Annotated in this window: 25 protein-coding genes and 1 pseudogene; 7 read left to right on the forward strand and 19 right to left on the reverse strand. The window is 67.6% G+C overall.

Annotated elements, in window-relative coordinates:
• A pseudogene (locus DDZ14_RS05390) lies at positions 1–623 on the forward strand (AMP-binding protein); the annotation flags it as partial.
• 94 nt (positions 624–717) lie between these two features.
• On the opposite strand, the gene DDZ14_RS05395 reads toward DDZ14_RS05390, so the two are convergent.
• Complete coding sequence (locus DDZ14_RS05395; protein ID WP_109423932.1) at positions 718–1,026, reverse strand: EthD family reductase; 309 nt, start codon at positions 1,024–1,026, stop codon at positions 718–720.
• Positions 1,027–1,087: 61 nt separating this feature from the next.
• Complete coding sequence (locus tag DDZ14_RS05400; protein ID WP_109424097.1) at positions 1,088–2,623, reverse strand: class I adenylate-forming enzyme family protein; 1,536 nt, start codon at positions 2,621–2,623, stop codon at positions 1,088–1,090.
• Positions 2,624–2,799: 176 nt separating this feature from the next.
• Between DDZ14_RS05400 and DDZ14_RS05405 the strand changes: the two genes are divergently transcribed.
• The 4 genes from DDZ14_RS05405 to DDZ14_RS05420 all read left to right on the forward strand — a co-directional run bounded on the left by DDZ14_RS05405 (position 2,800) and on the right by DDZ14_RS05420 (position 6,136).
• Positions 2,800–3,336, forward strand: coding sequence for a RimK/LysX family protein (locus tag DDZ14_RS05405; protein WP_109423933.1), 537 nt, complete (start codon positions 2,800–2,802; stop codon positions 3,334–3,336).
• Positions 3,337–3,350: 14 nt separating this feature from the next.
• Complete coding sequence (gene rimK / locus DDZ14_RS05410) at positions 3,351–4,256, forward strand: 30S ribosomal protein S6--L-glutamate ligase (protein ID WP_109423934.1); 906 nt, start codon at positions 3,351–3,353, stop codon at positions 4,254–4,256.
• The gene (locus tag DDZ14_RS05415) at positions 4,256–5,302 is read left to right on the forward strand and encodes a succinylglutamate desuccinylase/aspartoacylase family protein (protein ID WP_109423935.1); all 1,047 of its coding nucleotides are present in this window, start codon (positions 4,256–4,258) and stop codon (positions 5,300–5,302) included. Before rimK ends, DDZ14_RS05415 begins: the two co-directional genes overlap by 1 nt.
• A gap of 72 nt (positions 5,303–5,374) precedes the next feature.
• On the forward strand, positions 5,375–6,136 hold the full coding sequence (locus DDZ14_RS05420) for an SDR family NAD(P)-dependent oxidoreductase (RefSeq protein ID WP_109423936.1): 762 nt from the start codon (positions 5,375–5,377) through the stop codon (positions 6,134–6,136).
• A 182-nt stretch (positions 6,137–6,318) separates the two neighbouring features.
• On the opposite strand, the gene DDZ14_RS05425 is transcribed toward DDZ14_RS05420, so the two are convergent.
• The 14 genes from DDZ14_RS05425 to DDZ14_RS05490 all read right to left on the reverse strand — a co-directional run bounded on the left by DDZ14_RS05425 (position 6,319) and on the right by DDZ14_RS05490 (position 21,027).
• Complete coding sequence (locus DDZ14_RS05425; RefSeq protein ID WP_109423937.1) at positions 6,319–8,748, reverse strand: FAD-dependent oxidoreductase; 2,430 nt, start codon at positions 8,746–8,748, stop codon at positions 6,319–6,321.
• 155 nt (positions 8,749–8,903) lie between these two features.
• Complete coding sequence (locus DDZ14_RS05430; protein ID WP_109423938.1) at positions 8,904–9,662, reverse strand: enoyl-CoA hydratase/isomerase family protein; 759 nt, start codon at positions 9,660–9,662, stop codon at positions 8,904–8,906.
• On the reverse strand, positions 9,659–10,963 hold the full coding sequence (locus tag DDZ14_RS05435; protein WP_109423939.1) for a phenylacetate--CoA ligase family protein: 1,305 nt from the start codon (positions 10,961–10,963) through the stop codon (positions 9,659–9,661). Before DDZ14_RS05435 ends, DDZ14_RS05430 begins: the two co-directional genes overlap by 4 nt.
• Complete coding sequence (locus tag DDZ14_RS05440) at positions 10,960–11,637, reverse strand: TetR/AcrR family transcriptional regulator (RefSeq protein WP_109423940.1); 678 nt, start codon at positions 11,635–11,637, stop codon at positions 10,960–10,962. Before DDZ14_RS05440 ends, DDZ14_RS05435 begins: the two co-directional genes overlap by 4 nt.
• Positions 11,638–11,771: 134 nt before the next feature.
• Entirely contained in the window at positions 11,772–12,122 is a 351-nt protein-coding gene (locus tag DDZ14_RS05445; protein WP_109423941.1) for a RidA family protein, read from the reverse strand.
• 2 nt (positions 12,123–12,124) lie between these two features.
• Positions 12,125–13,231: an FAD-binding oxidoreductase gene (locus tag DDZ14_RS05450; protein WP_255417486.1), complete on the reverse strand. Its 1,107-nt coding sequence runs from the start codon at positions 13,229–13,231 to the stop codon at positions 12,125–12,127.
• 5 nt (positions 13,232–13,236) lie between these two features.
• Positions 13,237–14,259, reverse strand: a complete 1,023-nt coding sequence (locus DDZ14_RS05455; RefSeq protein WP_109423943.1) for a histone deacetylase family protein — start codon at positions 14,257–14,259, stop codon at positions 13,237–13,239.
• Positions 14,256–14,738 carry a GNAT family N-acetyltransferase gene (locus tag DDZ14_RS05460; RefSeq protein ID WP_109423944.1) on the reverse strand — a complete coding sequence of 161 codons (483 nt, stop codon included), beginning with the start codon at positions 14,736–14,738 and terminating at the stop codon, positions 14,256–14,258. Before DDZ14_RS05460 ends, DDZ14_RS05455 begins: the two co-directional genes overlap by 4 nt.
• A gap of 3 nt (positions 14,739–14,741) precedes the next feature.
• Positions 14,742–15,668, reverse strand: coding sequence for a 3-keto-5-aminohexanoate cleavage protein (locus DDZ14_RS05465; RefSeq protein ID WP_109423945.1), 927 nt, complete (start codon positions 15,666–15,668; stop codon positions 14,742–14,744).
• Between the two features lie 4 nt (positions 15,669–15,672).
• Positions 15,673–17,022, reverse strand: coding sequence for an aspartate aminotransferase family protein (locus DDZ14_RS05470; RefSeq protein WP_109423946.1), 1,350 nt, complete (start codon positions 17,020–17,022; stop codon positions 15,673–15,675).
• On the reverse strand, positions 17,019–18,101 hold the full coding sequence (locus DDZ14_RS05475) for an ABC transporter ATP-binding protein (protein ID WP_109423947.1): 1,083 nt from the start codon (positions 18,099–18,101) through the stop codon (positions 17,019–17,021). Before DDZ14_RS05475 ends, DDZ14_RS05470 begins: the two co-directional genes overlap by 4 nt.
• 84 nt (positions 18,102–18,185) lie before the next feature.
• Complete coding sequence (locus DDZ14_RS05480) at positions 18,186–19,325, reverse strand: extracellular solute-binding protein (protein WP_109423948.1); 1,140 nt, start codon at positions 19,323–19,325, stop codon at positions 18,186–18,188.
• Positions 19,326–19,375: 50 nt separating this feature from the next.
• Positions 19,376–20,161, reverse strand: coding sequence for an ABC transporter permease (locus DDZ14_RS05485; RefSeq protein ID WP_109423949.1), 786 nt, complete (start codon positions 20,159–20,161; stop codon positions 19,376–19,378).
• On the reverse strand, positions 20,161–21,027 hold the full coding sequence (locus DDZ14_RS05490) for an ABC transporter permease (RefSeq protein ID WP_109423950.1): 867 nt from the start codon (positions 21,025–21,027) through the stop codon (positions 20,161–20,163). The genes DDZ14_RS05485 and DDZ14_RS05490 overlap by 1 nt, the downstream gene beginning before the upstream one ends.
• A 97-nt stretch (positions 21,028–21,124) precedes the next feature.
• Here DDZ14_RS05490 and DDZ14_RS05495 point away from each other — a divergent pair, with 97 nt between their 5' ends.
• Together DDZ14_RS05495 and DDZ14_RS05500 are read left to right on the forward strand one after the other, a co-directional pair.
• Positions 21,125–22,093 carry a LysR family transcriptional regulator gene (locus DDZ14_RS05495; RefSeq protein ID WP_109423951.1) on the forward strand — a complete coding sequence of 323 codons (969 nt, stop codon included), beginning with the start codon at positions 21,125–21,127 and terminating at the stop codon, positions 22,091–22,093.
• Positions 22,094–22,173: 80 nt separating this feature from the next.
• Positions 22,174–23,160: a quinone oxidoreductase gene (locus DDZ14_RS05500; RefSeq protein ID WP_109423952.1), complete on the forward strand. Its 987-nt coding sequence runs from the start codon at positions 22,174–22,176 to the stop codon at positions 23,158–23,160.
• Positions 23,161–23,176: 16 nt separating this feature from the next.
• Here the strand turns inward: DDZ14_RS05500 and DDZ14_RS05505 are convergent, their stop codons facing one another.
• The 3 genes from DDZ14_RS05505 to bhcC form a co-directional block, all read right to left on the reverse strand.
• Positions 23,177–24,160 carry a type I glyceraldehyde-3-phosphate dehydrogenase gene (locus DDZ14_RS05505; protein WP_109423953.1) on the reverse strand — a complete coding sequence of 328 codons (984 nt, stop codon included), beginning with the start codon at positions 24,158–24,160 and terminating at the stop codon, positions 23,177–23,179.
• Positions 24,161–24,236: 76 nt separating this feature from the next.
• Complete coding sequence (gene bhcD / locus DDZ14_RS05510; RefSeq protein ID WP_109423954.1) at positions 24,237–25,202, reverse strand: iminosuccinate reductase BhcD; 966 nt, start codon at positions 25,200–25,202, stop codon at positions 24,237–24,239.
• A gap of 65 nt (positions 25,203–25,267) precedes the next feature.
• On the reverse strand, positions 25,268–26,431 hold the full coding sequence (bhcC, locus tag DDZ14_RS05515; RefSeq protein WP_109423955.1) for a 3-hydroxy-D-aspartate aldolase BhcC: 1,164 nt from the start codon (positions 26,429–26,431) through the stop codon (positions 25,268–25,270).
• Between the last annotated feature and the right edge of the window lie 9 nt (positions 26,432–26,440).

Here is a 26,440-nt window from a genome sequence, read left to right on the forward strand (position 1 = left end):
AGCCGGTGGTGCTGGACCCCGAGAGCGGCACGCCCGTCGAGACGACCGAGGCCGAGGGCGTGCTCGCCATCGCCGACAGCTGGCCGGGGCAGATGCGCACCGTCTGGGGCGACCACAAGCGGTTCGTATCGACCTATTTCGAGCAGTACAAGGGCTATTACTTCTCCGGCGACGGCTGCCGGCGCGACGCCGACGGCTATTACTGGATCACCGGGCGCGTCGACGACGTGATCAACGTCTCCGGCCACCGGATGGGCACGGCGGAGGTCGAGAGCGCGCTCGTGGCCCATGCCAAGGTCGCCGAGGCCGCGGTGGTGGGCTACCCGCACGACATCAAGGGCCAGGGCATCTATGCCTATGTCACGCTGATGGCCGGCGAGACGCCCTCCGACGAGCTGCGCCGCGAACTGGAGAAATGGGTCCGCACCGAGATCGGCCCGATCGCCAGGCCCGACCTCATCCAGTGGACCCCCGGCCTGCCCAAGACCCGGTCCGGCAAGATCATGCGCCGCATCCTGCGCAAGATCGCCGAAAACGACCACGCCTCCCTCGGCGACACATCCACCCTCGCAGACCCATCCGTCGTCGACGAACTCATCGAAAACAGGATGAACAAGGGGTGAGCGCGCTCGGAGAGCCGGGACTTGCCCCGGCGCTCCCCCTGCGGGCCGATGTCAACCTTCGCATCGGCCCCTTTTTCCTGCCCCGCGGGCGGCGCTACATGACCGAGCCGATCAACAGATCGGGCGTGACGGAGGTGAAGTTCTTGAGATCGTCGAGCACCGGCCCGGCCTCGCCCAGCGCGGCATTCATGCTATCCTGATCGGGGAAGGTCATCGTCGCCACCGCGAAATAACCCGGCGGCGTGTCCGGACCGCCCGCCAACCCCTTCGAGGCGGTGATCGAGATCATCCCGTGCGGCCCGAAATGCCTCTCGACCAGCGGCAGATGCGTGGCGGTGTAATAGTCGTAGTCGAAGCTCGCCCCGTCGCTGATCGGGTAGATGGCGTGGACAGTCATCGGCATGCGGTATCCTCCGTTATTGGCATGTCGGCCGCAGCCTAGCATGCGCCCCGGCCCTGTTGAGTCACCTTTTCGTGGTAGACCCGCGCGTCTCGAGCCGCTGGCGCAGCTCCGTCTTCAGAACCTTGCCATAGTTGTTTTTGGGCAAGGATTCGACCGAAAAATAGGCTTTTGGACGCTTGAACCGTGCGATTTGTGCAAGGCAATGTGCATCCAGCGCGGCCTCGTCCAGCACCGCACCCGGCACCGGCACCACAAAAGCCACGACGATCTCGCCCCATTCCGGGTCGCGGCCCCCGACCACTGCCACCTCATGCACCGACGGGTGGCCCAGCAGCACCTCCTCGACCTCGCGCGGATAGATATTCGTGCCGCCGGAGATGATCACGTCCTTGGAGCGGTCCTGAAGCGTCAGGTAGCCGTCGGCATCGAGAAACCCCATGTCGCCGGTCAGAAGCCAGCCATCCTTCAGCGCCCTGGCGCTGGCCTCCGGGTTCTGCCAGTAACCCGGCATGACCGGATCGCCGCGCACCATGATCTCGCCGACCTGGCCCGGTGCGAGCGCCTTGCCCTCGGCGTCCCCGATGCGCAACTCCACCACCGACTGCGCCCGGCCCACCGAGCCCAGCCGCTCGCGCCAGCGCGGGTGGCTGCGGTCGGCCACCTCGCCCCGGCTGAGCGCAGTGATGCACATCGGGCATTCTCCCTGACCGTAGATCTGTACGAATTTCGGCCCGAACCAGTCCACCGCCTCGATGATATCGGCGCGGTACATCGGCCCGCCGCCATAGATGATCGTGCGGATGCCAGGGGCCTTGTCGCCGCGCGCCCGCGCCGTATCGACCAGCCGGCGCACCATCGTCGGCGCCATGAACATCGACAGACGGCCCTGCACGCGGGAGAGATCGAGCACCTCCGCCGCGTCGAACCCGCCAGAGGGCGGGCAGACATGGCGCGCGCCCATATAGACATGGATCATGTTGTAGATCCCGGCGCCATGGCTCATCGGCGCGGCGTAGAGCGCGGCGTCCTCGGCCGTGAACGCGTCCGCGTCGGCCAGGTAGGACAGGCTCATCAGCGTCAGCATCCGATGGGTGATGCAGACGCCCTTGGGCCGCCCCGTGGTGCCGGAGGTGTAGAAGAGCCATGCGAGGTCGCCGGGCGCGCGCGCGGCGGGTGCCGCCAGCGGCGCGCCCGTGGAGAGATCGGCGAACCGGTCCTGCCCCGTGTCGATCACATCCACCCCCTCGGTTGCGGCGTCGAGATCGCCCGCCAGATCGCGCGTGGCGAAGGCCAGCCGAGCGCCCGCGTTTTTCATGATCCAGGCAGCCTCGCGCACATGCAGCTTGGCATTGATCGGCACGACCGCCGCCCCCGCATACCAGATGCCGTAGAAGGCGATCAGGTAGTCGGGGCAATTCTTCATGAAGATCGCCACCCGGTCGCCGGGCGCCACGCCAAGCGCGCCGAGCGCCGCCCCCAGCGCCGCGGCGCGGTCCCGGAAGCCGGCATAGTCGGCCAGCACGCGCTCCCCCAGGCAGAGCGCGGGCCGCGCCGCGTGCGCGATCGCGCTGCGATCCAGCCAATGCGCCAGGTTCATCCCGTCCCTCCGTTCATGCCGCCCCGCCAAGGCGATCATCGCGAAGAACGCGCGAATTGCAATGCGCCGGAACCGGAGGCGACGCGGCGCGCGGATTTCCGGTTCCCTTCCGCCCGGACATGCTGTTTGCTCGGCTCCATGAGCAGCGATGCGATGAAACCGGGGAAGCGCGCGGCATGAAAGAGGATCCGGCACGCGGCACCGGTCTGCCCGCCGCCCAGAGGCGCCCGCGCCAGGATATTGGCTGGCGCGAGGATGTCGGCCTGCCCGATCTGGGCATCAGCCGCCTGAAGGCCAAGGTGGACACCGGCGCGCGCACCTCCGCCCTGCATGCCGAAAACGTCGAACTTGACGAGCGCGACGGAAAGCTCTGGGTCAGCTTCACCGTGCCCCATGCCGGCGCCGCCGGCCGGGTCAGCGCACCGGTTCTGGATGAGCGCGATATCCGCAATACCTCCGGCAGGCCCGAGCGCCGCTACGTGATCCGCACCGCGCTGATCCTGGGCCGGCGGCGCTGGAAAATCGACGTCTCGCTGGCCGACCGGACCGAAATGGCCTTCGACCTGATCCTGGGGCGCACCGCGATCCGCGGCCGGCGCATCAGCGTCAATCCGGGCCGATCCTTCCTGGCGGGCCCGCCGGCGGGCAGCAAACCCGGCCACATGACATTCAAGACATCCGGCAAGACATCCGGCAAGACATCCGAAAAATAACAGGGGAATCGCATATGAAAATCGCCATGCTGTCACGCAGCCCCAACCTCTACTCGCACAAGCGCATCAAGGAAGCCGCAGAGGGGCGCGGCCACACGCTCGACATCATCAACACGACGCGCTGCTACATGAACATCGCCTCGCGGCGGCCGGAGGTGTTCTACAACGGCGAGAAACTCAAGGGCTATGACGCGGTGATCCCCCGGATCGGCGCATCGGTCACCTATTACGGGCTCGCGGTGCTGCGTCAGTTCGAGATGATGGGGGTCTATCCCGTCAACGAGAGCGTGGCGATCGGGCGGTCGCGCGACAAGCTGCGCTCGATGCAGCTCCTGGCGCGCGACGGGATCGGCCTGCCGGTGACGACCTTCGCCCATGACCCCAAACAGACCGACGAGGTGGTGCGCGTCGCCGGCGGCGCGCCGCTGGTCATCAAGCTCATCGAGGGGACGCAGGGCATCGGCGTGGTGCTCGCCGATACCGACCGCAGCGCGAAATCGGTGATCGAGGCTTTCCGCGGCGCCAATATCAACATCCTGGTGCAGGAATTCATCAAGGAGGCGGGCGGCACCGACATCCGCGCCTTCGTCATCGGCGGCAAGGTCGTGGCGGCGATGAAGCGCACCGGGGCGGAGGGCGATTTCCGCTCCAACCTGCATCGCGGCGGCTCCGCGGCGCTGGTCAAGATCAGCCCCGAGGAACGCTCCACCGCGATCCGCGCCGCCAAGTCGATGGGGCTCAATGTCTGCGGGGTGGACATGCTGCGCTCCAACCACGGCGCGGTGGTGATGGAGGTGAACTCCTCCCCCGGCCTCGAAGGCGTGGAGAAAGCCACCGGCAAGGATATCGCGGGCATGATCATCGAGCATATCGAAAAGAGCGCGAAACCCTGGAAGACCCGGACCAAGGGGCGCGGCTGATGCCCGCGCGGGCGGGATTCGAGATCGGCGGCGTCACGGTGGCGCCGGGCACGCGCCGGACGGTCGATCTGCCGGTCAGCGTGCTCTCGGATCATACGCCCGTGAACATGTCGGTCCATGTGATCCACGGCCGACGGGCCGGACCAACCGTGTTCATCAGCGCGGCGGTGCATGGCGACGAGGTGATCGGGGTCGAGATCGTGCGGCGGCTGCTGCAACTGGAAAATCTCGACAGGCTCAGGGGCACGTTGCTGATGGTGCCCATCGTCAACGCATTCGGCTTCATCAGCCATTCGCGCTACCTGCCCGACCGGCGCGACCTCAACCGCTCCTTTCCCGGCATATCGCACGGTTCGCTGGCCGCGCGCCTGGCCGACCATTTCATGTCCCATGTGGTGGCGCGCTGCGACCTGGGCATCGACCTGCATTCCGCCGCCGTGCATCGTACCAACCTCCCACAGGTGCGCATCTCGCCCGATAACGGCGAGGCGCTGAGCCTGGCCAAGGCGTTCGGCGCGCCGGTCGTGCTGGTCTCCGGGCTCCGGCCGAAATCGTTGCGCAAGGTGGCCAAGGAGGAACACGGCATCGACGTGCTGCTCTTCGAGGCCGGCGAGGCGCTCCGCTTCGACGAGATGTCGGTACGCGCCGGGGTCTCGGGCATCCTGCGGGTGCTGCATCGGCTGAAGATGATCCCCGCCAAGGGCATCGCCAAGGCCCGCACCAGCCCGGTGATCTGCGCCGACAGTTCCTGGATGCGCGCGCCGGCGGGCGGGCTCCTGCGCATCTTCCGCTCGGAGGGCGACGTGGTGGCAAGCGGCGACGTGCTGGCCGCGGTCTCCGACCCGTTCGGCGCCGTGGATGCCGAGGTCGCGGCCGAGTTCGACGGCATCATCGTGGGCCGCACGCTCATGCCGGTCGTCAACGAGGGCGACGCGCTCTTCCATATCGCCGAGGCGAAATCCGGCGCCGCAGCCGAGTTGACGCTCGAAAGCCTCGCCGCACAATTGCGGAGCGACCCGCTCTTCGACGAGGACGAGATCATCTGAGCCCGCGCGATTGCGGCCCCCGCGGCGCCACGCTATGACGGCGCAGGACATACCTGCAATCGGGGAAGAGCCATGAAACTGGACGGAATCGGCGCCATCGTGACCGGCGGCGCATCGGGGCTGGGCGCGGCCAGCGCGCGGGAACTGGCCGCGGCGGGCGCGCGCGTCGCCGTGCTCGACATGAACCGCGATGCGGCAGAGGCAATGGCGCAGGAAATCGGCGGGGTCGCGGTCGCGGCGGATGTCGCCGATCCGGACGCCGCCGAGGCTGCCATCGCCGAAGCCGAAGCCGCCCACGGAACCGCGCGGCTGCTGGTCAACTGCGCCGGCATCGCCGATGCCGGGCGGATCGTCGGACGCGACGGCCCGATGGATCTCGGCGCCTTCGAGAAGGTGATCCGCGTCAACCTCCTGGGCACCTTCAACATGATGCGCCTGGCCGCACATCGGATGAGCCTCGCCGAGCCGCTGGAAGACGGCGACCGCGGCGCGGTGGTCAACACCGCCTCGATTGCGGCCTATGAGGGCCAGATCGGCCAGTCCGCCTATGCCGCCTCCAAGGGCGCCATCGTCGCGCTCACCCTGCCCGCGGCGCGCGAATTCGCCCGCACCGGCATCCGCGTCAACGCCATCGCACCGGGGATTTTCCTGACCCCGATGGTCTCGGCCATGCCGCAGGAGTTGCAGGATGCCCTGGCCGCGGGCATCCCCTACCCCGCGCGGCTCGGCGATCCCGCAGAATTCGCCCGCACCGTGCGCTACATCGCCGAGACGCAATACCTCAACGCCGAGACGATCCGGCTCGACGGCGCGGTGCGGCTGCAACCGAAATAGGTGCACCTTTCTCCTGCTCCAAATATCCCCGCCGGAGGCAAAATACCCAGAGCGCGAACATTGGAGTTTCATGCCTCCGGCGGGGATATTTCAAGCAAGAAGAAACGGGCGCCCGCGGGCCCCGGTCCCGCGCCCGCGGGTCCGGGGAGAGAGGCCGCGGCGCCGAAGGCGCCTCCGCGCGATCAGGCGCGCAACTTTTCGCCGCTGGGATCGAAGGGCGGCTCGTGCAGGATGCGGGCCTTGTGGGGCCGTCCCAGGACCATCACCGCCACCTCGTCGCCCGGCGCCGCGGTCCCTGCCTTGACGTAGCCCAGCGCCAAGCTCATGCCCACCGTGTAGCCATAGGTGCCCGACGTGACCCGACCCACCGGACGGTCGCCCTTGAAAATGGGCTCGCCGCCCGTCGCGTCGGCGTTGGAGGCGCCGGTGGCGTCCTCGTCGATATGGATGAGCACGAGCTGTTCGCGCGGCGGCTCCGCCATCACCCTCTCGGCGGCCGCCTTGTGCAGGAAGTCCTTGCCCATCTTGCAGAGCGGACCCAGCCCTACCTCGTGCGGATAGTATTCGGGGCTGTATTCGCGCGACCAGGAACCATAGCCCTTCTCGATGCGCATCGACATCAGCGCGCGGGCGCCCACCGGACCGGCGCCGAACTCCTTGCCGGCATCGAGCAGCGCACGGTAGAGCGTCTCCTGATATTCGGTCGCGCAGTGCAACTCCCAGCCCAGATCGCCGGTGAAGCTGACACGCAGCGCCAGGCAGTCCACCCCGGCCAGTTCGATCCGCTGCGAGCGCATGAAGGGGAAATCCTCGGTTGCCAGCGAGGTGTTGGTCAGCCGCTGCAGCAGTTGGCGCGATCTCGGCCCGGCCACGTTGAAACCGCACATGGCCTCGGTATGACTCTTGAATGTGGTGCCCTGGGGCAGCGGCACCATGTCAAAGAAGCGCTTGTGATAGCGCTCGGCCATGCCTGAGGAGACGATCCAGAACTCATCCTCGGCCACGCGGGTGACGGTGGCGTCGCCCGCGATGCCGCCACGCACGGAAATGAGTGGCGTCAGGCAGGACCGGCCCACGGATTTGGGCATGGTATTGGCGAAGACCGAATTGAGCCAGGCCTCGGCGCCGGTCCCCTTGCAGCGGTACTTGGCGAAGTTCGAGATGTCGATGATACCCGCGCGCTCGCGCAGCATCCGGCATTCCTCGCCCACCGGCCCCCACCAGTTCTGCCGGGTGAAGCCGTTGGTGTCCTTCGCGCCGGGCGCGTCTGCAAACCATTGCGGGTGCTCCCAGCCGTAGTTGAGGCCGAAGACCGCACCCATCTCGCGCTGCATCCCGTAGACCGGGCGCGTGCGCAGGGGGCGGCCCGCAGCGCGCTCCTCGTTGGGATAGTGGATCGCGAAACGGTGCGCGTACTGGTCCTGCACCTTGGCCTTCACGAATTCCCGGTCATTGGCCCAGAGCCCGAAGCGCGCGATGTCCCAGGCGAACATGTCGTATTTCATCTCGCCCGTGGTCAGCCATTCCGCCACCATCAGCCCCATGCCCGCCGACTGGCTGAAGCCCGGAATGATCCCGTTGCAGCAGAAGTAGCCCTTGAGTTCGGGCACCGGGCCCAGGATCACATTGGCATCGGGCGACCAGATCATCGGGCCATTGATCACCCGCTTGATGCCGGCCTCGCCCACCACCGGCACGCGGTCGATGGCGCGCATCATGTTGTCCTCGATCCGTTCCAGATCGTCGGGAAAGAGGTCATGCGCAAAGTCGAGCGGCGTGCCCTCCTCGGCCCAGAATTTCATGTCGCGCTCATAGGCGCCGATCAGCAGGCCCTTGCCCTCCTGGCGCAGATAATACTCGCCGTCGCGGTCGGCGACCGAAGGCAGTCGGCGGTCCAGCGCGTCTATCTCGGCAATGGTCTCGGTCACGAAGTACTGGTGTTCGGTGGGTTGCAACGGCAACTCGATCCCGGCCAGCGCCGCCACCTCGCGGCCCCAGAGGCCGGCGGCGTTGATCACCCATTCGGTGTGGATGTTTCCCTTCGGCGTCTCCACGATCCATGTCCCGTCGGGCTGCTGCACCGTCGCGGTCACCGGCGTGAAGCGGTTGATCTCCGCGCCTTTCTGGCGCGCACCCACCGCATAGGCGTTGGTCACGCCCGACGGGTCCACATTGCCGCCATCGGGCTCCCACATGATGCAGCGGATGCCGTCGAAATTCACCAGCGGGTGCAGTTCCTCGGCGCGTTCGCGGGTGATCTCGCTGAAATTCATGCCATAGAGCCGGGCCTTGGCGGCCTGAAGGCGAAGCTGGTGCTCGCGCGCCTCGGTCTGCGCGAGATAGAGCGAGCCCGGCTGGAATACGCCACAGCTCTGGCCGGTTTCGGCTTCCAGCTCGTTATAGAGCTTCATCGTGTAATGCTGGAGCCGGCTGATATTGGCGCTGTCATGCAGCCCGTGGATATTGGCCGCCGCGTGCCAGGTGGAACCGCTGGTCAATTCGTCGCGTTCCAGCAGAACGACATCGTTCCAGCCCAGCTTGGTGAGGTGATAGAGGATCGAGCATCCGATCACGCCGCCACCGATAACGACTGCCTGCGCATGGGTTTTCATGGGGTTTCCTGTTGGTCTGACCTGTCGCTTCAACTTGCCAGTCTATCCAGCAATCACGCGCCATTTCACGACAAATCTCCCCCGCCCGCTGGCGCAAACGCACTTTCTGGCGGCCCCGAGTTGCCGATAGTGAACACGGCGCGCGGCCCTGACGCCTAGAATTCCGACAGCCTGCGTGTGGTCTCTGGATCGAGAAAACCCGCCACGGTCGCATCGGTCTCCAGCGCCATCGCGCGGCCGATATCCGGCAGCGCCGCGGCATGCAGGACGCGCTTCATCGCGCGGACCGAGAGCGGCGGCAGTCCGGCCAGTTCCCCAGCCACGGCGCGGGCCTCCGCCATCAGCAGATCGTCGGGCACGACGCGCCAGGCGACACCGGCCTCCGCCAGTTCGCGCGCGCCATATTTCCGACCGAAGAACAGCATCTCGCGCGCCTTGGCCAGCCCCGTCAGCGCCGGCAGCAGGGTCGTCACCGCGCCGGTCACGAAGAGGTTGAGCGAGACCTCCGGAAAAAAGCCGCGCGCGCTTTCCGCCCAGAGAGGGAAATCGCAGTTGATCGCCCATTCGAAGCCGCCGCCCACGGCCCAGCCATTTATGGCCCCGACGATGGGCTTGGGTCCCAAGACCATGGCGCGGGTGACGCGCTGGATCGCATCGACCAGTGCCCGCGCGGCCTCCTCGCTTTCTGGATGGATGTGTTCGCGCCGGTCGTCGCCCGCGCAGAAAGCCCGCCCCGCCCCGGTCAGCAGGATCGCCCGCGTTGCCGGGTCGGCATTCGCGTCCTCCACGGCGCGGGCCAGGTCGTCGATCAGCGCCCGGTTCATGGCGTTGAGGCTCTCGGGCCGGTTGAGCGTGATCGTGCGCACCCCGCCGTCGCGCGCGCTCAGCACCGTTGCATATCTGAAATCGCTCATTCCTGCCTCCTGATTACGCGGCGGGTCTTGCCTTCGGTCACCGTGAAGCTGCCCGCCGGACGCAGCCGCACCCGCGCGCTTGCGCCCAGATCGCGCTTGATCGCCGCCTCCAGCCGTTCCGGCAGGCCCGGCGACGCCGCCTGCCCCACCGCCAGTTCCGCCTCCACCGGAAGTGCGTCATAGGGCGGCGGACCCTCCAGGACGATGCGATAGTCGCCGGACAGTTCGGCAAATCCGCCGATCACCGCGGCGACCATCGAGGGAAAAAGGTTGAGCCCGCGCACCACCACCATGTCGTCGCTGCGCCCCACCACCCGGAAGCGGAAGCCGCTCCGGCCGCAGGCGCAGGGCTCCGTCGCATCGACCGCGATGATGTCGCCGGTGCGGAAACGCACCAGCGGCTGGCAGTCGCGCGCCAGATGGGTCAGCACCAGCTCGCCCTCGGCACCCGCCTCCAGCGCGACCGGCGCGCCGGTCTCGGGCGCGACGAGTTCCGGCCAGAGCACGTCTCCCGCCAGGAAATGCAGCCGCGTATCCTGCGCGCATTGCGCCGCGAAGTTGGAGAAGACGTCGGAGACGCCATAATTGGCGTTGCGCGGCTCCATCCCCCAGGTCGCGCGAAGCCGGTCGCGCAGCGCCGGGTCGTCAAGCCCCGGCTCGCCCCCGAACAGCCCCAGCCGCAGCCCCAGATCGCGCGGCGCGAGGCCGGGAAACTTCTCGGCCAGCACCCGCTCCAGCACCGCCGGGTAGGACGGCGTGCAGGAGATCGCGTTGACACCCAGCTCGCGGATGGTGCGGATCAGCAACTCGGTGCCGCCGACGCCGAAGGGCACGACCAGCGCGCCCGTGGCCTCCAGCGTCATGTGATCGGTCAAGCCGCCCATCCACATCTGGTAGTTCAGGCAATGGACGACCGTGTCGCCCGGCCCCAGCCCCGCGGCGCGGTGGCTGCGCCCGCCCACCTCGGCGGTGATGGCGCAATCGCGCGCCGAAAGCGCCAGGTTCATCGCCTGCCCGGTGGTGCCAGAGGTGCGGTGCAGGCGCACGGCCCGGCTGCGCGGTGTGGCCAGATAGTCGCCGAAGGGCGGATCGGCGGCCTGCGCACGGCGAAGCTGCGCCTTGGCGGAAAGCGGCAGACGCGGCAGGTCGCGCAGATCCTCGGGCGGCGCGGCCCCTTGCCAGAGCGCATTGTAGAACCCTGAATGCGCCGCCACATGGGTGCGCTGCGCAGCCCAGGCGGATTGCGCCGCATTGAGCGTCTCGGCCGGCGTCCGGGTCTCCGCCGCGTGCAATTGGCTCATGCCTCCATCCCCCTGCGCCAGATCAGGCTCAGCGTCGCGATCACCGCGTCGCGGTCGGCGGATATCTCCGCCAGAGTCGGATCGCCCGACAGGACCAGCCCGGCCATGTACTGATCGACCATGCCGCCCAGCGCGTAGGCCCGGCGCATCAGCTCGGCACGCGGGGCCGCCTGCCTGCCTTCGCGCGCCGCCTGCCGCTCAACCGCGCGCACCACGGTCATCACCCAGTCCCGGTTGAGCCGCTGGAACGCCTCGCGCGCCTCGGAGAACCCGTCGGGATGGCCGATCAGGCAGCGCATCAGCCCCGGATTAGCCTCGAAAAGGGCCATATAGGCGGCGGTGGGGCCTTCGACCGGGTCCGCATCGACGGCGCGCGCCGCGGCGCGCATCACAGCCTTGGCGAAACCCGCGAAGCCGTCCAGCAACTCACCGAGCAGCGCCTGCCGGTCGGCGAAATAGATATAGAACGTACCATGCGCCACGCCCGCCCCGCCGCAGATCGCGGCCACGGTCAGGTCCTCGGGCGGTGCCGCATCGAGCAGCCGGCAGGCCGCCAGGTGCAGCGCCGCGCGGGTCCGCGCCCCACGCCTCAACCGACCCAGCCCGGCCTCGATCCCGGCGGCATAGGAATGGTCCGCATTCGCGGCGGATCGGGGTGCGGCGCCAGGCTGCATGGGACTCCCTTCATGAATATGACGTCACCTTCATGTTCTATCCCTGCCCCATTTCTGTCAAGCGTCTGGGCGCCCCGGCCCTTCATCTTTCCGGAAATACTCAATCCGCACCGCCGGCCACGGGCGCGGCCATCTCAGGCCTGGGCGGCGACGACCATCATCTCCACCCGGTAATCGGGCGTGGCCAGCCGCGCCTCGCCGCAGGCGCGCGCCGGCGGGTTCTCGGGATCGACCCAGGCATCCCAGACCGCGTTCATCTCGGCGAAATCCTCCATCGAGGCCAGCCAGATCGTGGTCGAGAGGATCCGCGACTTGTCCGATCCCGCGCGCGTCAGCAACGCCTCGACCGACGCCAGCACCGCGCGGGTCTGTTCGGTCACGCTTCCGCCGGGCGCGCCGACCTGGCCGGCCAGCCAGACGGTGCCGTTATGGATCACGGCCTGGCTCATGCGAGCACCGGGGTCGAGACGGGTGATATCGTTCATTGTCATGTCCTTTCGGGATCGGAAAACCGCGCGGGCGAAAGCGACGCCACCACATCGGCGGAGAGCGCCGGGTCGTAGCCCACGACGAGATCGGCGGCGAGCCGCGCCAGCGCGGGCGCGGTCTGGATACCGTATCCCCCCTGCCCGGCCAGCCAGAAAAAGCCCGGCGCGTCGGGCGCGAAGCCGACCACCGGGGTCCGGTCCGGCGCGAAGGTGCGCAGCCCGGCCCAGTTCTGGCCGACACGGGTGACAGGCACGGTCACGGCCTGCTCGAACCGGTGCAACCCCTCGGCCAGGACCATGTCGTCGGCAAAGACGTCATGCGGCTCCACCGGATCCTCGTCGGCGGGCGAGACCATCAGCCGCCCCGCATCGGGCCGGGCATACCAGGTCTCGGCGAAATCTCCGAAGAGCGGCCAGCGTGTCACGTCATGGCCCTCCGGCGCGGGCAGGATCGCGGCGGAGCGGCGCATCGGCACAAGCCCGACGCGCGTCACCCCGGCCATTTCGGCGATGCCATCCGCCCAGGCCCCGGCGGCGTTCACCAGAACCTGCGCGCGCCAGCACCCGGCGCCGGTTTCCACCTCCCAGCAGCCATCGACGCAGCGGATCGCCTCCACCCGCGCACGGGTAACGACTTTGCCGCCCTGCGCCGTCAGGAGGCGCCGGAAACCCTGCAGCATCCGGTCCACGTCGATATCCTGTGCGTCCGGCTCATAGGCGGCGCCTGCGATGCCCTCGGCGCGCAGGATCGGCACATGCTCCAGCGCCTCGGCCGCGCTCAGCCGCGACATGCCCTCCGCCCCGTCGAGATAGGCTTCCATCGCATCTAGCCCGTCCTCGGTCGCGATCAGCAACTCGCCCCGCGCGGACAGGAGCGGCCCGTCCGCGATCTCGCCCGGCGCATCGAAGACCAGCGCAGAGGCGGCGTTGAGCGCGCGCAGCGTCCGGTTGCCGTAATTGCGCAGGAACATCGCCGCCGAGCGGCCGGTGGAATGGTGGCCGATGCTGTCCTCGGCCTCCAGCACGGTAACGCCGGCACCTTCGGCCAGCCGCGCACCGGCGCTGATCCCGGCCATGCCGCCGCCGATGACGAGAATGTCGGTTATGTCCGTCAAGCGCTCTCATACCCTGTCAGGACGCTGGTCAGGTTGTCGCCCAGACCGTCGCTCAGATACCCCCCTTCCTGCACCAGAAGCGCGGGCAAGCCAAGCCCTGCGATGGCCGCGCCGATCCGCGCGAAGCCGGGCGTTGTGAGCGCGAGCCCTTGCAACGGATCGTCGGCATAGGCGTCGAGCCCCAGCGCCACGACCACCACGTCGGCGCCGAAAGCGGCGATGCGCGCCAGCGCGGTGTCGAGCGCGCGCAGATAGCCGTCGTCGCCGGTGCCGCGCTCCAGCGGCAGGTTGAGGTTGCAGCCCAGGCCGCGGCCCTCGCCACGTTCCTGCGCATGACCCCAGAAGAACGGATAGAAGCGCGCCGGATCGGCATGGATCGAGACCGTCAGCACGTCGCCGCGGGCGTAGAACATGCCCTGCGTGCCGTTGCCGTGATGCACGTCCACGTCAAGAATCGCGGGCCTGAGTCCCGCGGCGCGCAGGCGCTCCGCCGCGATCCCGGCATTGTTGAGAAAGCAGAACCCGCCGGCCAGATCGGCGAATGCGTGATGTCCCGGCGGGCGCGCCAGCGCGTAGGCGGCGCGTTCGCCCCCGGCCACCAGATCGGCGCCGGTGATTGCGCTCTGCGCCGACCAGTAGGCGGCCTCCCACGTGCCCTCGGCTATGGGACAGGCCGTGTCGGCCTGATGATAGCCCGCCTGCCCCACCGCGGATTTCGGATAGCCGTCGGCGCGGTTGGCGGGGTGGATGTTGGGAATCACCTCTTCACCCGCGCCCTCGATCCGCCGCCAGCGGGTATAGATGTTTTGCAGGAAGACCAGATATTCCGGCGTATGGACCGCGGCGATGGGGCCCAGCCCGGCATCCGCCGGGGCCTCGAACGTGCAGCCCGCGGCCTCGGCCCCGGCGCGCAGGACGCTGACCCGGCGCGGCTGCTCGGGGCTGGGCAGCACGGTGCCGTTGGCCATGAAATGCTTGGGGTCGTGGACCGTCTGGCGGTCGTCGAGAATCGCTTTCATGCCTCTCCTTTCAGCGCATCGAACGGGGCGCCGGCCAGCGTCATCACCGTCTCGCCCGTGGCGGGCAGGAAGCCCAGCCGGTCATAGAAGGCCCGTGCGCGCGGGGTGGAATGATAGACCGCGAGTTTCAGGAACCCCGCGTCCCAGCGCGCGCCCGCATCGGCGGCCACGGCGGCAAGAAGACGCGGCCCCAGCCCCCGCCCGCGCGCCGCATCCGCCACCCAGAGATCGGAGACGAAGACCCCCGCGCGGCCCCGCGCCGTGGACATGAGCGGCGAGTAGAGCGCGACGCCCATCACCTCCGCCCCGGCCTCCGCCAGCAGGGCGTGCGCGGCGGGCTCCGGCCCGAAACAGGCCCGCGCCAGCGCCGCCGCATTGGCCAGGTGCGGATCGCCCAGCGCGGCGGAAAGCTGTGCCAGCGCCGCGTTCAGCGCCTCCGCATCCCGCGCGCCTGCCTGCCTGATCGCGATGCGCTCCATGGCTCAGAACGCGACCGTGTCCGCCCCCTTGAGACCCAGCATCGCGCGGGCCTCGTCGGGGGTTGCGATCTCGCGGCCAAGCGCCTCGACGATGCCGCGCGCCTTCTCCACCTGCTCGGCATTGCTGCGCGCAAGCCGGCCGCGCGCGATCATCAGGCTGTCCTCCAGCCCGACGCGCACATGGCCGCCCATGCCCGCCGACATCGCCGCCATCGGCATCTGCTGGCGCCCGGCCGCCAGCACCGAGAACATGTAATCGTCGCCGAAAAGCTTGTCCGCCGATCGCTTCATATGGGTCAGGTTCTCGGGCTCGGGCGCCATGCCGCCCAGTACGCCGAAGACGAACTGGATGAAGAAGGGCGGCTCCACCAGTCCGCGATCGGCAAAATGCGCGAGCATGGTCAGATGGCCCATGTCGTAGCATTCGAACTCGAACCGGGCGCCGCGTTGCGTGCCCATCTCGTCGAGCACATGGGCGATGTCGCGCGGTGTGTTGCGGAAGATCAGATCGTCGGAGTTTTCCAGGAACGGCTTTTCCCAGTCATACTTCCACTCGGTGATCTTCGCGGCCATCGGGTAGAGCGCGAAATTCATGCTACCCATGTTGAGCGAGCACATCTCGGGCCGGGCCTCCCGGGGCGCGGCCAGCCGCTCGTCGAGGCTCATCACCGCGCTGCCGCCGGTCGAGAGGTTCACCACCGCATCCGTTCCCGCCGCGATCTGCGGCAGGAAGCCCATGAAATGCTCCGGCGCGGCTGAGGGCCGGCCATTGTCGGGATCGCGCGCGTGCAGATGCAGAATCGCCGCCCCGGCCCGGGCGGCGTCAATGGCCTGCCCGGCGATCTCCTGCGCCGTAACGGGCAGGTAGGGCGACATGGACGGCGTGTGGATCGAGCCGGTGATGGCGCAGGTGATGACGACCTTGGACATCTGTTCACTCGGCCGCCAGCGCCGGCGCGATCTCCGCCATCAGGGTGTCGAGCGACTTGCGCAGACCGGCCAGGATTTCCTCGACCTGCGCCGGGGTGGTGATCATCGGCGGGCAGACCATGAAATGGTCGCCCACATAGCCGCCGCGGGTGCGCCGCGAATAGATGATCAGCCCGTTGCCATAGGCGATTTCCACCAGCCGGTCGAAGACGCCCAGATGGCGCGGCAGCGGCGCCATCGTCGCGCGGTCGGCCACAAGCTCGAAGGCCAGCAGCAGGCCCATGCCGCGCACGTCGCCCACGATCGGATAGTCGTCCATGAGCGCGGCGAGACCGGCCTTCAGCTCCGCCCCGACGCGCGCGGCGTTCTCCATCATGCCCTGCGCCTCGATCTCCTCGAGCACGGCAAGCCCGGCGGCGCAGGCCAGCGGGTTGCCGGCATAGGTGAAGCCGTGGATGAACCCGCCCGCGTCGAGCACCGGCTCGACCAGCCGCTCATGCGAGACCATCGCGCCCAGGGGCGCGTAGCCGGCCGCGAAGCCCTTGGAGACGACCAGGATGTCGGGCGCCACGCCCCAATGGTCTGCGGCAAAGAACGTGCCGGTGCGCCCGCCGCCCGACATCACCTCGTCATGGATGAGGAGAACACCGTAAGTATCGCAAATTTCGCGGATTCTCTGCATATATCCCGCCGGCGGCACCAGCGCCCCGGTGGAGGCGCCGCCGACCGGTTCGACGATGAAGGCCAGCACGGTCTCCGGCCCCTCCTCCTGAATGCGGGCCTCCAGCATGTCCGCATAATGCCGCCCCGTGGCCGGATCGTCCGGGTCCAGCCCATCGAGATAGGCCCGCGGCGCGGGGATTTTCGGCATCGGGCGCATCATCGGGTCGAAGGGCGCGGTCATCGGCGCATAGCCGGTCAGCGCCAGCGCCCCCAGCGTGCAGCCGTGATAGGATGGAAAGCGCGAGATCACCTTCCAGCGCTGCGCCTGGCCCTGGGTCAGCGCGTATTGCCGCGCCAGCTTGATCGCGCTTTCCACCGCCTCCGACCCGCCGGAGACGAAGAAGACCTTCTCCATCCCCTCGGGCGCCAGCGCGGCGGTACGGGCGGCCAGCCGCTCGGCCGGTTCGGTCTCGAAATGCAGGCGGTAGCCGAAAGTGGACTTGTCCATCTGGGCGCGCATCGCGGCCAGCACATTGGGGTTGGAATGACCGATATTGCAGACCATCGCGCCGGAGGAGCCGTCGAGATAGCGCCGCCCCTCCACGTCCCACATATAGACGCCGCGCGCCTGATCGAGCACCGGCCGCCTTCGCCGGGACTGGTAGAAGAGATGGCTTTTGGGCTCCATCATGTGCCCTCCGGAAGCGCCGCGCAATCGCGCGGACGCAACGACACGGCGACGCTGTCGCCCTCGTTGAAGGGCCGCCCGTCGATCATGTTGATGGCCTGCAACTGGGTGTCGCCCACGCGCACGAAATAGCGCACCGCCTGGCCCTGGTAGTCCACCGTCTCCACCGTGCCATCGACGGAGATGGAACCGGCGGGCGCATCGCCGGGACGGGTCAGCAGCAGCTTCTCGGCCCGCACCACGAGCCGCGCCTTGCCCGAGCCGTTGAGCGCGGGCGCGCGGTCGCGCGGGATGGCGATGCTGCCGAAGCCGCCGACCTCGATGGGCAGGGTGTCGCCGCTCGCCTGCCCGGCGGTGGCCGGCAGGATGTTCGAGGCGCCCAGGAAATTCGCCACGAACTCGCTCGACGGAGTGTTGTAGACCTCTTCGGGCGGGCCGACCTGCTCCACCCGGCCGTCCGACATGACGACGATCTGGTCGGACATGGCCAGCGCCTCGGACTGGTCGTGGGTGACGAAGATCGTGGTTACGCCGATCCGGTGCTGGATGCGCTTGAGCTCCACGCGCATGTCCTCGCGCAGGTTGGCATCGAGGGCCGAAAGCGGCTCGTCGAGCAGCAGCACATCGGGTTCGATGACGATGGCACGGGCCAGTGCGATGCGTTGCTGCTGGCCACCGGAAAGCTGCTTGGGATAGCGATCGCCCACATTCGGAAGCTGCACCAGTTCCAGCGCCTCGTTCACGCGGCGCTTCGCCTCCTCCGCGGACACGTCGCGGTAACGCAGCCCGAAGGCCACGTTGTCGGCCACGGTCTTGTGCGGGAAGAGCGCGTAGTTCTGGAACACGATGCCCAGATTGCGCTTGTGGATCGGCACATTCGTGACGTGCTTGCCCTTGATCTGGATCTCGCCCTCGGTCGGGTCGAGAAGCCCCGCCACCATGCGCAGTGTCGTGGTCTTGCCGCAGCCCGACGGGCCCAGCAGGGTCAGGAAACTTCCCTCGGGGATTTCGAGCGACATCCGATGCACCGCGGTGAAATCGCCGAAGCGCTTGACAATATCGGTCAGGGTGACGGCGCTCATGGGCGGCCTCCTGCGGCTGGATCAAATTGGATGGGTCCCGCCCCGGCTCAGGCGGCCGGGACGGGGTTGCGTGACGGAAGAGGCTCAGTAGCCCTTCTGCACGCGGCCGAATTGCTTCGACCATTCCTGTTCGTGGCCGTTCCAGTACTCGGGATCGGCGAAGGTCAGACCGTCGAGCGTGCCGGTCGGGTCGAAGGCCGGAAGCGTGGGGATCTTGTCGCCCAGCTCCACCTTGGTCGGGTCGAGCGCGGGCGGGTAGTTCTGCCCTTCGGCCACCGCGATGGAGGTCGCGGGCTCCAGCATGAAGTTGAGCAACTCCTCGCAGGCTTCCATCGGGCTGCCCTTGATGACGAAGAGGCATTCCTGCCAGCCATAGCCGTTGGGCGGATCCATGTAGCCGATGTCGTGGCCTTGCTCCTGCAGCGCGTAGATGCGGCCGGACCAGCCCTCGGTGACATAGATTTCCTCTTCCGCCAGCAGGCTCATCAGTTCGGCGCCGGAACTCCAGTATTTCAGGCTCAGGTCGCGATGCTTGCGGATCGCGTCCCAGACGGCCTCCATGTCGGTGGCGCCGTTCGGGTCCTGATCCGTCTGCAGCGAGCCGAACCAGATCCGCGTGCGCCAGTCGCCCCAGCCGCCGATCTTGCCCTTGAGCTTCTCGTCGATCAGGATCTTCGCGCCCTTCTCCTTCATCTCCTCGTCGGAGATATGCTTGCGGTTATAGGCCAGCCCCGTGGTGCCGTAATCGTAGGGCACGCAGCTCAGCTTGCCGTCGGTCACCTTGCGGAACACATCCACGAGCTTGGGGATCACGTATTGGAGGTTGGGGATGTTGTCCTCGTTGAGGGTGCTCGACAGACCCAGGTTGTGATAGCGGGCATAGTCGAAGACGCCCGACAGGTGCGCGATGTTGTATTCGCCCTCCTGACTGGCCTTGACGCGGCTCAGATACTCGTCGCCGCCGCCGAACGTGCCGTCCACCACGTTGATGCCGGTGGCCTTGGTGTAGGGATCGAAGGCATGTTCGCGGAAGGCTTCCGAGACAACGCCGCCCCAGCCGTCGAAGCGGACCTGCTCCACCGCGGCATGGGCATATTTGGCGAACGGCGTCTGCACGCCATAGGCCAGCCCCGCGGCGCCGATCAGGCCCAGGAAGGACCGCCGGTCCAGGTCGCCGTTCATGTAGCGTTCGCGAAGTCGCTCGTAGCGTGTTGTATTATCCATCTTTTTCATGTGACTCTCCTTGTCGGTTTCGTTGGTTTCTGGCGCGGTTCTCAGCTGCCGCGCTTGGTTGACGCGCTCCGGGCGATCGCAAGCCCCAGCAGGGGCAGGCCGACGGTCAGCAGGATCATGACCGTGCCCAGGGCGTTGATCTCGGGCGAAATGGAGTTGCGCAGCATCGCGAAGATCTGCGTCGGCACCGTCTCCACCCCGCCGGGTTTCCAGAACAGCGTGCCGGTGATGTCGTCGAAGCTGATCGTGAAGGCAAAGAGCGCGCCGGCCAGCACCGCGGGCAGCATCAGCGGCAGCGTGATCTGAAAGAAGGTCTGCCTCGGGCTCGCGCCCAGGCTCATCGCAGCCTCCTCCACATCGCGGCGGATCGACACCAGCCGCGCCTGCACCACCAGGATGACGAAGGGCAGCGTGAAGATCACGTGACCTGCCAGAAGCAGGGTGAAGCTCTTGTTTATGCTCATGAAATTCAGGAAGAGCAGCAACGCCACGGCCAGCACCACCTCGGGCACCAGGATCGGCGCGATCAGGAGTGTGGAGATCACGTTGGCCCCCGGCACCCGGTAGCGCACCAGCGCGAGGCTCGCCAGCACCCCCAACGTGGTGGAGATGGTCGCGGTCATCAGCCCCAGCACGATGGAGGTGCGAAACGCGCGCAGGATCGCCTCGTTCTGGGACAGTTCGATGAACCATCGCAGCGAGAACCCGGTCATCGGGAAAGAGCCGAATTGCGAGGCGTTGAAACTCAGCAACACCACTACCGCGACGGGCAGGAACATGAAGAGATAGACCAGCAGGGTCCAGGTGCGGATCAGGTTCCAGCCCATCAGCCCAGCCCCTTCATCAGTTGCGCCATGCCCAGATAGCGGTTGTAGATCAGCACCAGCGTGCCGAGGACGGCCAGCAGCATCAGGCTCAGCGCGCTGCCCAGCGGCCAGTTGAGCTGGGTGATGATCGCCTCGAAGACCAGGTTGGCGAACATCGCGTCTGTGGGTCCGCCCAGCACGATGGGCGTGATATAGGTGCCCGCCCCCAGCACGAAGCAAAGCAGCCCGCCCGCCGCCAGACCCGGCAGCGACAGGGGCAGCGTGACCTGCAGGAAGCTCTGCCATTTCGTGGCGCCCAGCGAATTGGCGGCGTCCTCCAGATTGGTGTCGATGCCTTCGAGGCTGACGAAGACGTTGAGCACCATGAAGGGCAGCAGGAAATGCACCAGGCCCAGGATGACCGTGGTCTCGTTATAGAGCATCTGGATCGGCTCGGAGATCACGCCCAACGTCATCAGCGCCGAGTTGAAGGCGCCCGAGACGCCCAGGATGTTGATCCAGCTCATTGTCCGGATGATGTAGCTGATCCAGAAGGGCAGCATCAGCAGGAGCAACAGGATCGCCTTGTTGCCCTTCGATCTGGCGATGAAATAAGCCGCCGGATAGCCCATCAGCGCGCAGACGATCGTGGTGATTGCGGCGATCTTCAGCGTGTTGATCAGGATGTCGCGGTAGAAGGCGTCGCTCAGCGCCTCGCGCCAGTTTTCGAGGTAGAAGCCGACCTGATCGGCCCCCGTCGCGGTGCGCAGCCAGAAGGAATAGACCAGGATGAAGGCCAGCGGCACGAAGAGCAGCAATGTCACCGCGCCCAGTGCCGGCGAAAGCAGGATCCAGGGTTGTCGCGCTTCCCGCGCCTCGACCGACATTGTGGCTATCCCCCAAGTTTCACAGTTGCGTGAAGGGTTGCAAGTGGGCAAACATAAATCAAATAGATAATTGGAATTGTCATTATAGAGGTGATCTATGGTTGAGATTCCCCGCACCGAAGTGAACGAACGGCTCGCGCGGGAGCTGGACTGGAATCTCCTGCGCAGCTTCGTCGTGCTGGCCGAAGCGGGGTCCGTCACCGCCGCCGCCGACCGGCTGGGCCTGACCCAGCCCACCATGTCCGCGGCGCTCAAACGGTTGGAGGAGCGGCTGGAAAAGCGCCTGATCGAGCGCGGGCCGGGGCATTTCCGGCTGACCGAGGCGGGCAAGCTGCTCTACGGCGAAGCGGTGGAGATCCACGGCGCGATCCTGCGGCTGGGCACCGCGATGCGCGATGTCTCCGACCAGGTGCGCGGGCATGTGCGCATCGCGATGGCCAGCCACGTGGTGTGCCCGCTGTTCGACGAGACGCTGACCGCTTTCCACGCCGCCCATCCCAACGCCACACTCTCCATCGACGTCTCCGCCTCCCGCGACGCGCTGGCCGCCGTCACCGCGCGGCGCGCCTCTCTGGCGGTCTGCCTGGTGCGCGACCGCAGCCCGAGGCTGAACTACCTGCGGCTCTTCCGGGAATTCTTCGGTCTGTTCTGTGGCCCGTCCCATCCGCTTTTCGGGCGCGAGGGGTTGCGCATGGCCGATCTCTCGGGGCAGTCCTCGGTCAGTTTCGTCACCGACCGCATGTCGGACGCGCTGCGTCCCGTGACCATGATGCGCGCCGAGGCGGAACTGGAGGAGCGCGTCGTCGGCACCTCCGCCCATCTCGAGGAGGTCCGCCGCATGATCGTGGCGGGCCTGGGCATCGGCCCGCTGCCCCTGCATGTGGTGCGGCGCGACATCGAGGACGGGCTTCTCTGGCAATTGCCGCCCTACGAGAAGATGCCGGCCATCGACGTGCATGTGGTCTGGAACCCGCAGGCCCGCATGAACCGCGCCGAGTCGGCGCTGCTCGACGGGCTCCGGACCCGGATCGAGGCCACGCCGATCGCCGGCCGGACCTATGCCTGACGCCAGCGCGCTCGACATCCCGCCCACCCGGCGCGATAGTCGGCCAGAACACGGACCGAGAGCCGAAGGAGGGAGACGCCATGACCACCGAGAGTGCAAAGACCGTCGTGATCGACAGGTTCGGCGGCCCCGAGGTTCTGCGGCTGGAAGACCGCGCGGTAGGCGCACCGGGACCGGGCGAGATCCGCATCCGGCACGAAGCCTGCGGGCTGAACTTCATCGACATCTACCAGCGCACCGGGCTCTACCCGCTCGAGCTTCCGCACGCCCTCGGGATGGAGGCCGCGGGCGTGATCGAGGCAGTGGGCGATGGCGTGAGCCACCTGAAGCCCGGCGACCGCGCGGCCTATGCCGCGACGCCGCCGGGCGCCTATGCCGAAGCCCGCGTCATGCCCGCCGCGCAGGTCTGCCCCCTGCCCGACGGCATCTCCTTCGAGGACGGCGCGGCGATGATGCTCAAGGGGCTGACGGTGCAATACCTCTTCCGCCGCACGGTGCCCATCTCACCGGGCGACACGGTGCTCTTCCACGCCGCCGCGGGCGGGGTCGGGCTCATCGCCTGCCAATGGGCGCGCGCTTCGGGCATCACGCTGATCGGCACCGCCGGGACGGACGAGAAATGCGCGCTCGCCACCGCGCATGGCGCGAGCCACATGATCAATTACCGGACCGAGGATTTCGCCGCCCGTGTGCGCGAGCTGACCGACGGGCGCGGCGCCGACGTGGTCATGGACGCGGTCGGGAAGGACACGTTCGAGGGCTCGCTCGACAGCCTGCGCCCGCTGGGCATGATGATCTCCTTCGGCAATGCGTCGGGCAAGGTGCCGCCGGTCGATCTGGGCACGCTCGCCGCCAAGGGTTCCCTCAAGATCACCCGTCCCTTGCTCTTCACCCATATCGCCGATCACGCGACCTGCCAGCAGATGGCGGCCGAGCTTTTCGAAAAGGTCGGATCCGGCGCGGTGAAAATCCGCATCGACCAGCGCTACCCGCTGGCCGATGTGGCCGAGGCGCACCGCGCGCTGGAGGCCCGCAAGACGACCGGTGCGACGGTGCTGACGCTCTGAGCCGCCCGCGTGGCCGTCATCCCCAGCGGGCGGCCACGTCCAGCATCCGATTGGCATAGCCCCATTCGTTGTCGTACCAGCCGAAGACCCGCACGAGCCCGCCCCCCGTCACGCGGGTCTCGGGCAGCGCCATGATCACCGATTGCGGCATGGCGCGCAGGTCGGACGAGACGAGCGGCTTTTCCGTCACCCCCACGATCGGCCCTTCCGCCGCCCTGAAGACCGCATTGAGCTGCGCCTCGTCGATGCGCTCGCGCAACTGCACCACCAGTTCCACGGCCGAGACCGAGGCAGTGGGCACCCGCACGGCCGCCCCCTCGATCCGGCCGGCCAGTTGCGGCAGCACCAGGTCGGTCAACCGCGAGGCCGAGGTGGTGGTCGGCACCATCGACAGCGCCGCCGCACGCGAGCGCGCCAGGTCGCCCGTCGGGCTGTCCACCGTCGGCTGGCTGCCGGTATAGCAATGCGTGGTGGTCATGAAGCCGGTCTCGATCCCGAAGGCATCGTCCAGCAGCCGCGCGAGCGGGGCCAGCGCATTGGTGGTGCACGACGCGTTGGAGACGACCCGGTGATCGGCCGAAAGCCCGGCCTCGTTGGCGCCCAGAACCACGGTGAAATCCGCGTCCGGACAGGGCCCCGAGACCAGAACCCGGCCCGCCCCCGCCGCCAGCCCGCGCGCCGCCGCCGCGCGCCGCGTCGAAAGCCCGGTACAGTCCATCAGGATGTCAACACCGCCCAGATCCATCGCCGCCATGTCGGGCTCCGCCGTGAAGGCCAGCCGCCGCCCATCCACGATGAGCGCGCCCTCGGCCTCCTCCACCCGGCCCGGATACCGCCCGAAGACGCTGTCATAGGCGAAGAGATAGGCCGCCGCTTCCAGCCCGGCGATGTCGTTGATCCCGGTGATCTCCAGCTCCGGCCAGGCGCGGCCCTGCGCCCAGGCGCGCAGCACCGACCGGCCGATCCGGCCAAACCCGTTGATGAAGATGCGTCTGGCCATTTCCTGCCTCCGGACAGAGCAATGGACGGGCGCCCGGGCACCCGTCCATCGGAATTGCTGCAGCTGAGCCGGTGTCTCAGAAATCGACCTCGATGGCCAGCCCCCGCTCCCGCGCAAGTTCCACCGCCCTGGCCGCCACCGCAAGATCCTGAAGCCCCACGCCGGTGCCGTCGAAAAGCGTGATCTCCTCGTCGGAGGTCCGGCCGGGATAATCGCCGTTGATCACCTTCCCGATGGCGGTGATCGCCGCCTCCTTCAGGCTGCCCGCCGCCACCGCGTGCTGGCATTCGCCGATGCTCACCGCCTGCGCCACCTCGTCGGTGAAGACGGTGGCGCGGGCCACCAGATCGGCCTCGACCTCCTGCTTGCCCTTCGTGTCGGTGCCCATGCAGGCCATGTGGGTGCCAGGCTTGATCTGGGTCGCTTTCAGGATCGGCTCGAAACTCGAGGTGATGGTGACGATCACATCCGCCTCCGCTCCCATCCGGTCCAGATCGACCGATTCGTAAGGCAGCCCCAGCTCCGCCGCGGTCTCCTCCAGACGGCCCAGCATCTCGGGATGGAAGTTCCAGCCGACCACCCGCTCGAAGTTGCGTTGCGCCGCCGCCGCGCGCATCTGGAAGGCCGACTGGTGGCCCGCACCAACCATGCCCAGCACTTTCGCGTCCTTGCGCGCCAGATGCCTGATCGAGATCGCCGAGGCCGCCGCGGTGCGAAGCGCGGTCAGAAGGTTGCCGCCCACCAGCGCATGCGCCCGGCCCGTGTCGGGATCGAAAAGCACGACCGTGGACTGGTGGTTGGTCAACCCCTTCTCGGCATTCCCCGGCCAGTAGCCGCCGGATTTGAGCCCCATCACCATGCCGGCCCGGTCGAAGCCAGACTTGAAGCCGTAAAGGGCGCCGGCATGGCCGATATCCTCGCGGATCACCGGGAAATTATAGGCCTCGCCCCGCGCCATCGCGCCGAAGACGCCCTCGACCGCGGCAAAGGCGTCCTCGGCCGTGACCAGCCCGCCGATCTCTGCTTCGGGAACAATCAGCATGCACCCGGCCTCCTTCTTCTTGCTTCAAATATCCCGGGGGCCAGGGGGGCAGCGCCCCCCTGCTCTCAATAGGCCCTGCCACGCGCGGAGACCGGCCAGAGCGTCTCCACCTTGCCGCCGCGCACGCCCACATACCAGTCATGGACATTGCAGGTCGGGTCGCAATGCCCCGGAACCAGCCGCAGCTTTTCGTTGATCTTCAGAACGCCCTCCGGATCGGCCACGACGCCGTGCTCGTCCGAGCATTTGACATATTCGACATCGTCGCGCCCGAAGACCACCGGCAGGCCGCTATCGACCGATTGTGCCTTGAGGCCCGCATCGACGATGGCCTTGTCGGGTTTGGCGTGGCTCATCACGCTCGTCAGGATGAAGAGCGCATTCTCCCATTCGCCCCGGTCGATGCGCTTGCCGTCCTTGTCGAGGATGCGGCCGTAATCGGCATCCATGAAGGCGTAGGAGCCGCATTGAAGCTCGTTATAGACACCCGACGTGCCCTCGAAATAGTAACTCCCGGTGCCGCCGCCGCCGACGATGTCGCACTCCAACCCCTCGGCCTTCAGCGCATCGACTGCGTCTTTCACCATCGCCACAGCCACGTCGATCTTGGCCTTGCGGTCTTCGTATTTGTCCATGTGCTGCATCGCGCCCTGGTAGGCCTGGATGCCCGCGAATTTGAGCCCCGGCGCGGCGTCGATCGCCTTGGCAATTTCCACCACTTCAGGTGTCGTGGTCACGCCGCAGCGCCCGGCGCCGCAATCGATCTCCACCAGGCATTCGATCTCGGTCCCGTGCTTCTGCGCGGCGGACGAGAGATCAGCCACATTCGCCGGATCGTCGACACAACAGATTGTCCGCGCGCCCAGCTTGGGCATGCGCGCCAGCCGGTCGATCTTCGCCGGGTCGCGCACCTGGTTGGAGACCAGCACGTCCTTGATGCCGCCGCGCGCAAAAACCTCGGCCTCGCTGACCTTCTGGCAGCACACCCCGCAGGAGCCGCCGAGCTTTTCCTGCAGAAGCGCCACGTCCACCGATTTGTGCATCTTGCCATGCACCCGGTGGCGCACGCCGTGTCCCTTGGCCCAATCGCCCATCTTCCTGATGTTGTGTTCCAGCGCGTCGAGGTCGAGCACCAGGCAAGGCGTCTGGATATCCGCCTCGTCCATTCCGGGAAGCGCGGGCACGTCGAAGCCCACTTCAAGCTCTTTGATGTTCTGATGTGCAGTCATGTTCTTGCT

Source organism: Maritimibacter sp. 55A14, assembly GCF_003122205.1.
GTDB lineage: Bacteria > Pseudomonadota > Alphaproteobacteria > Rhodobacterales > Rhodobacteraceae > QEYE01.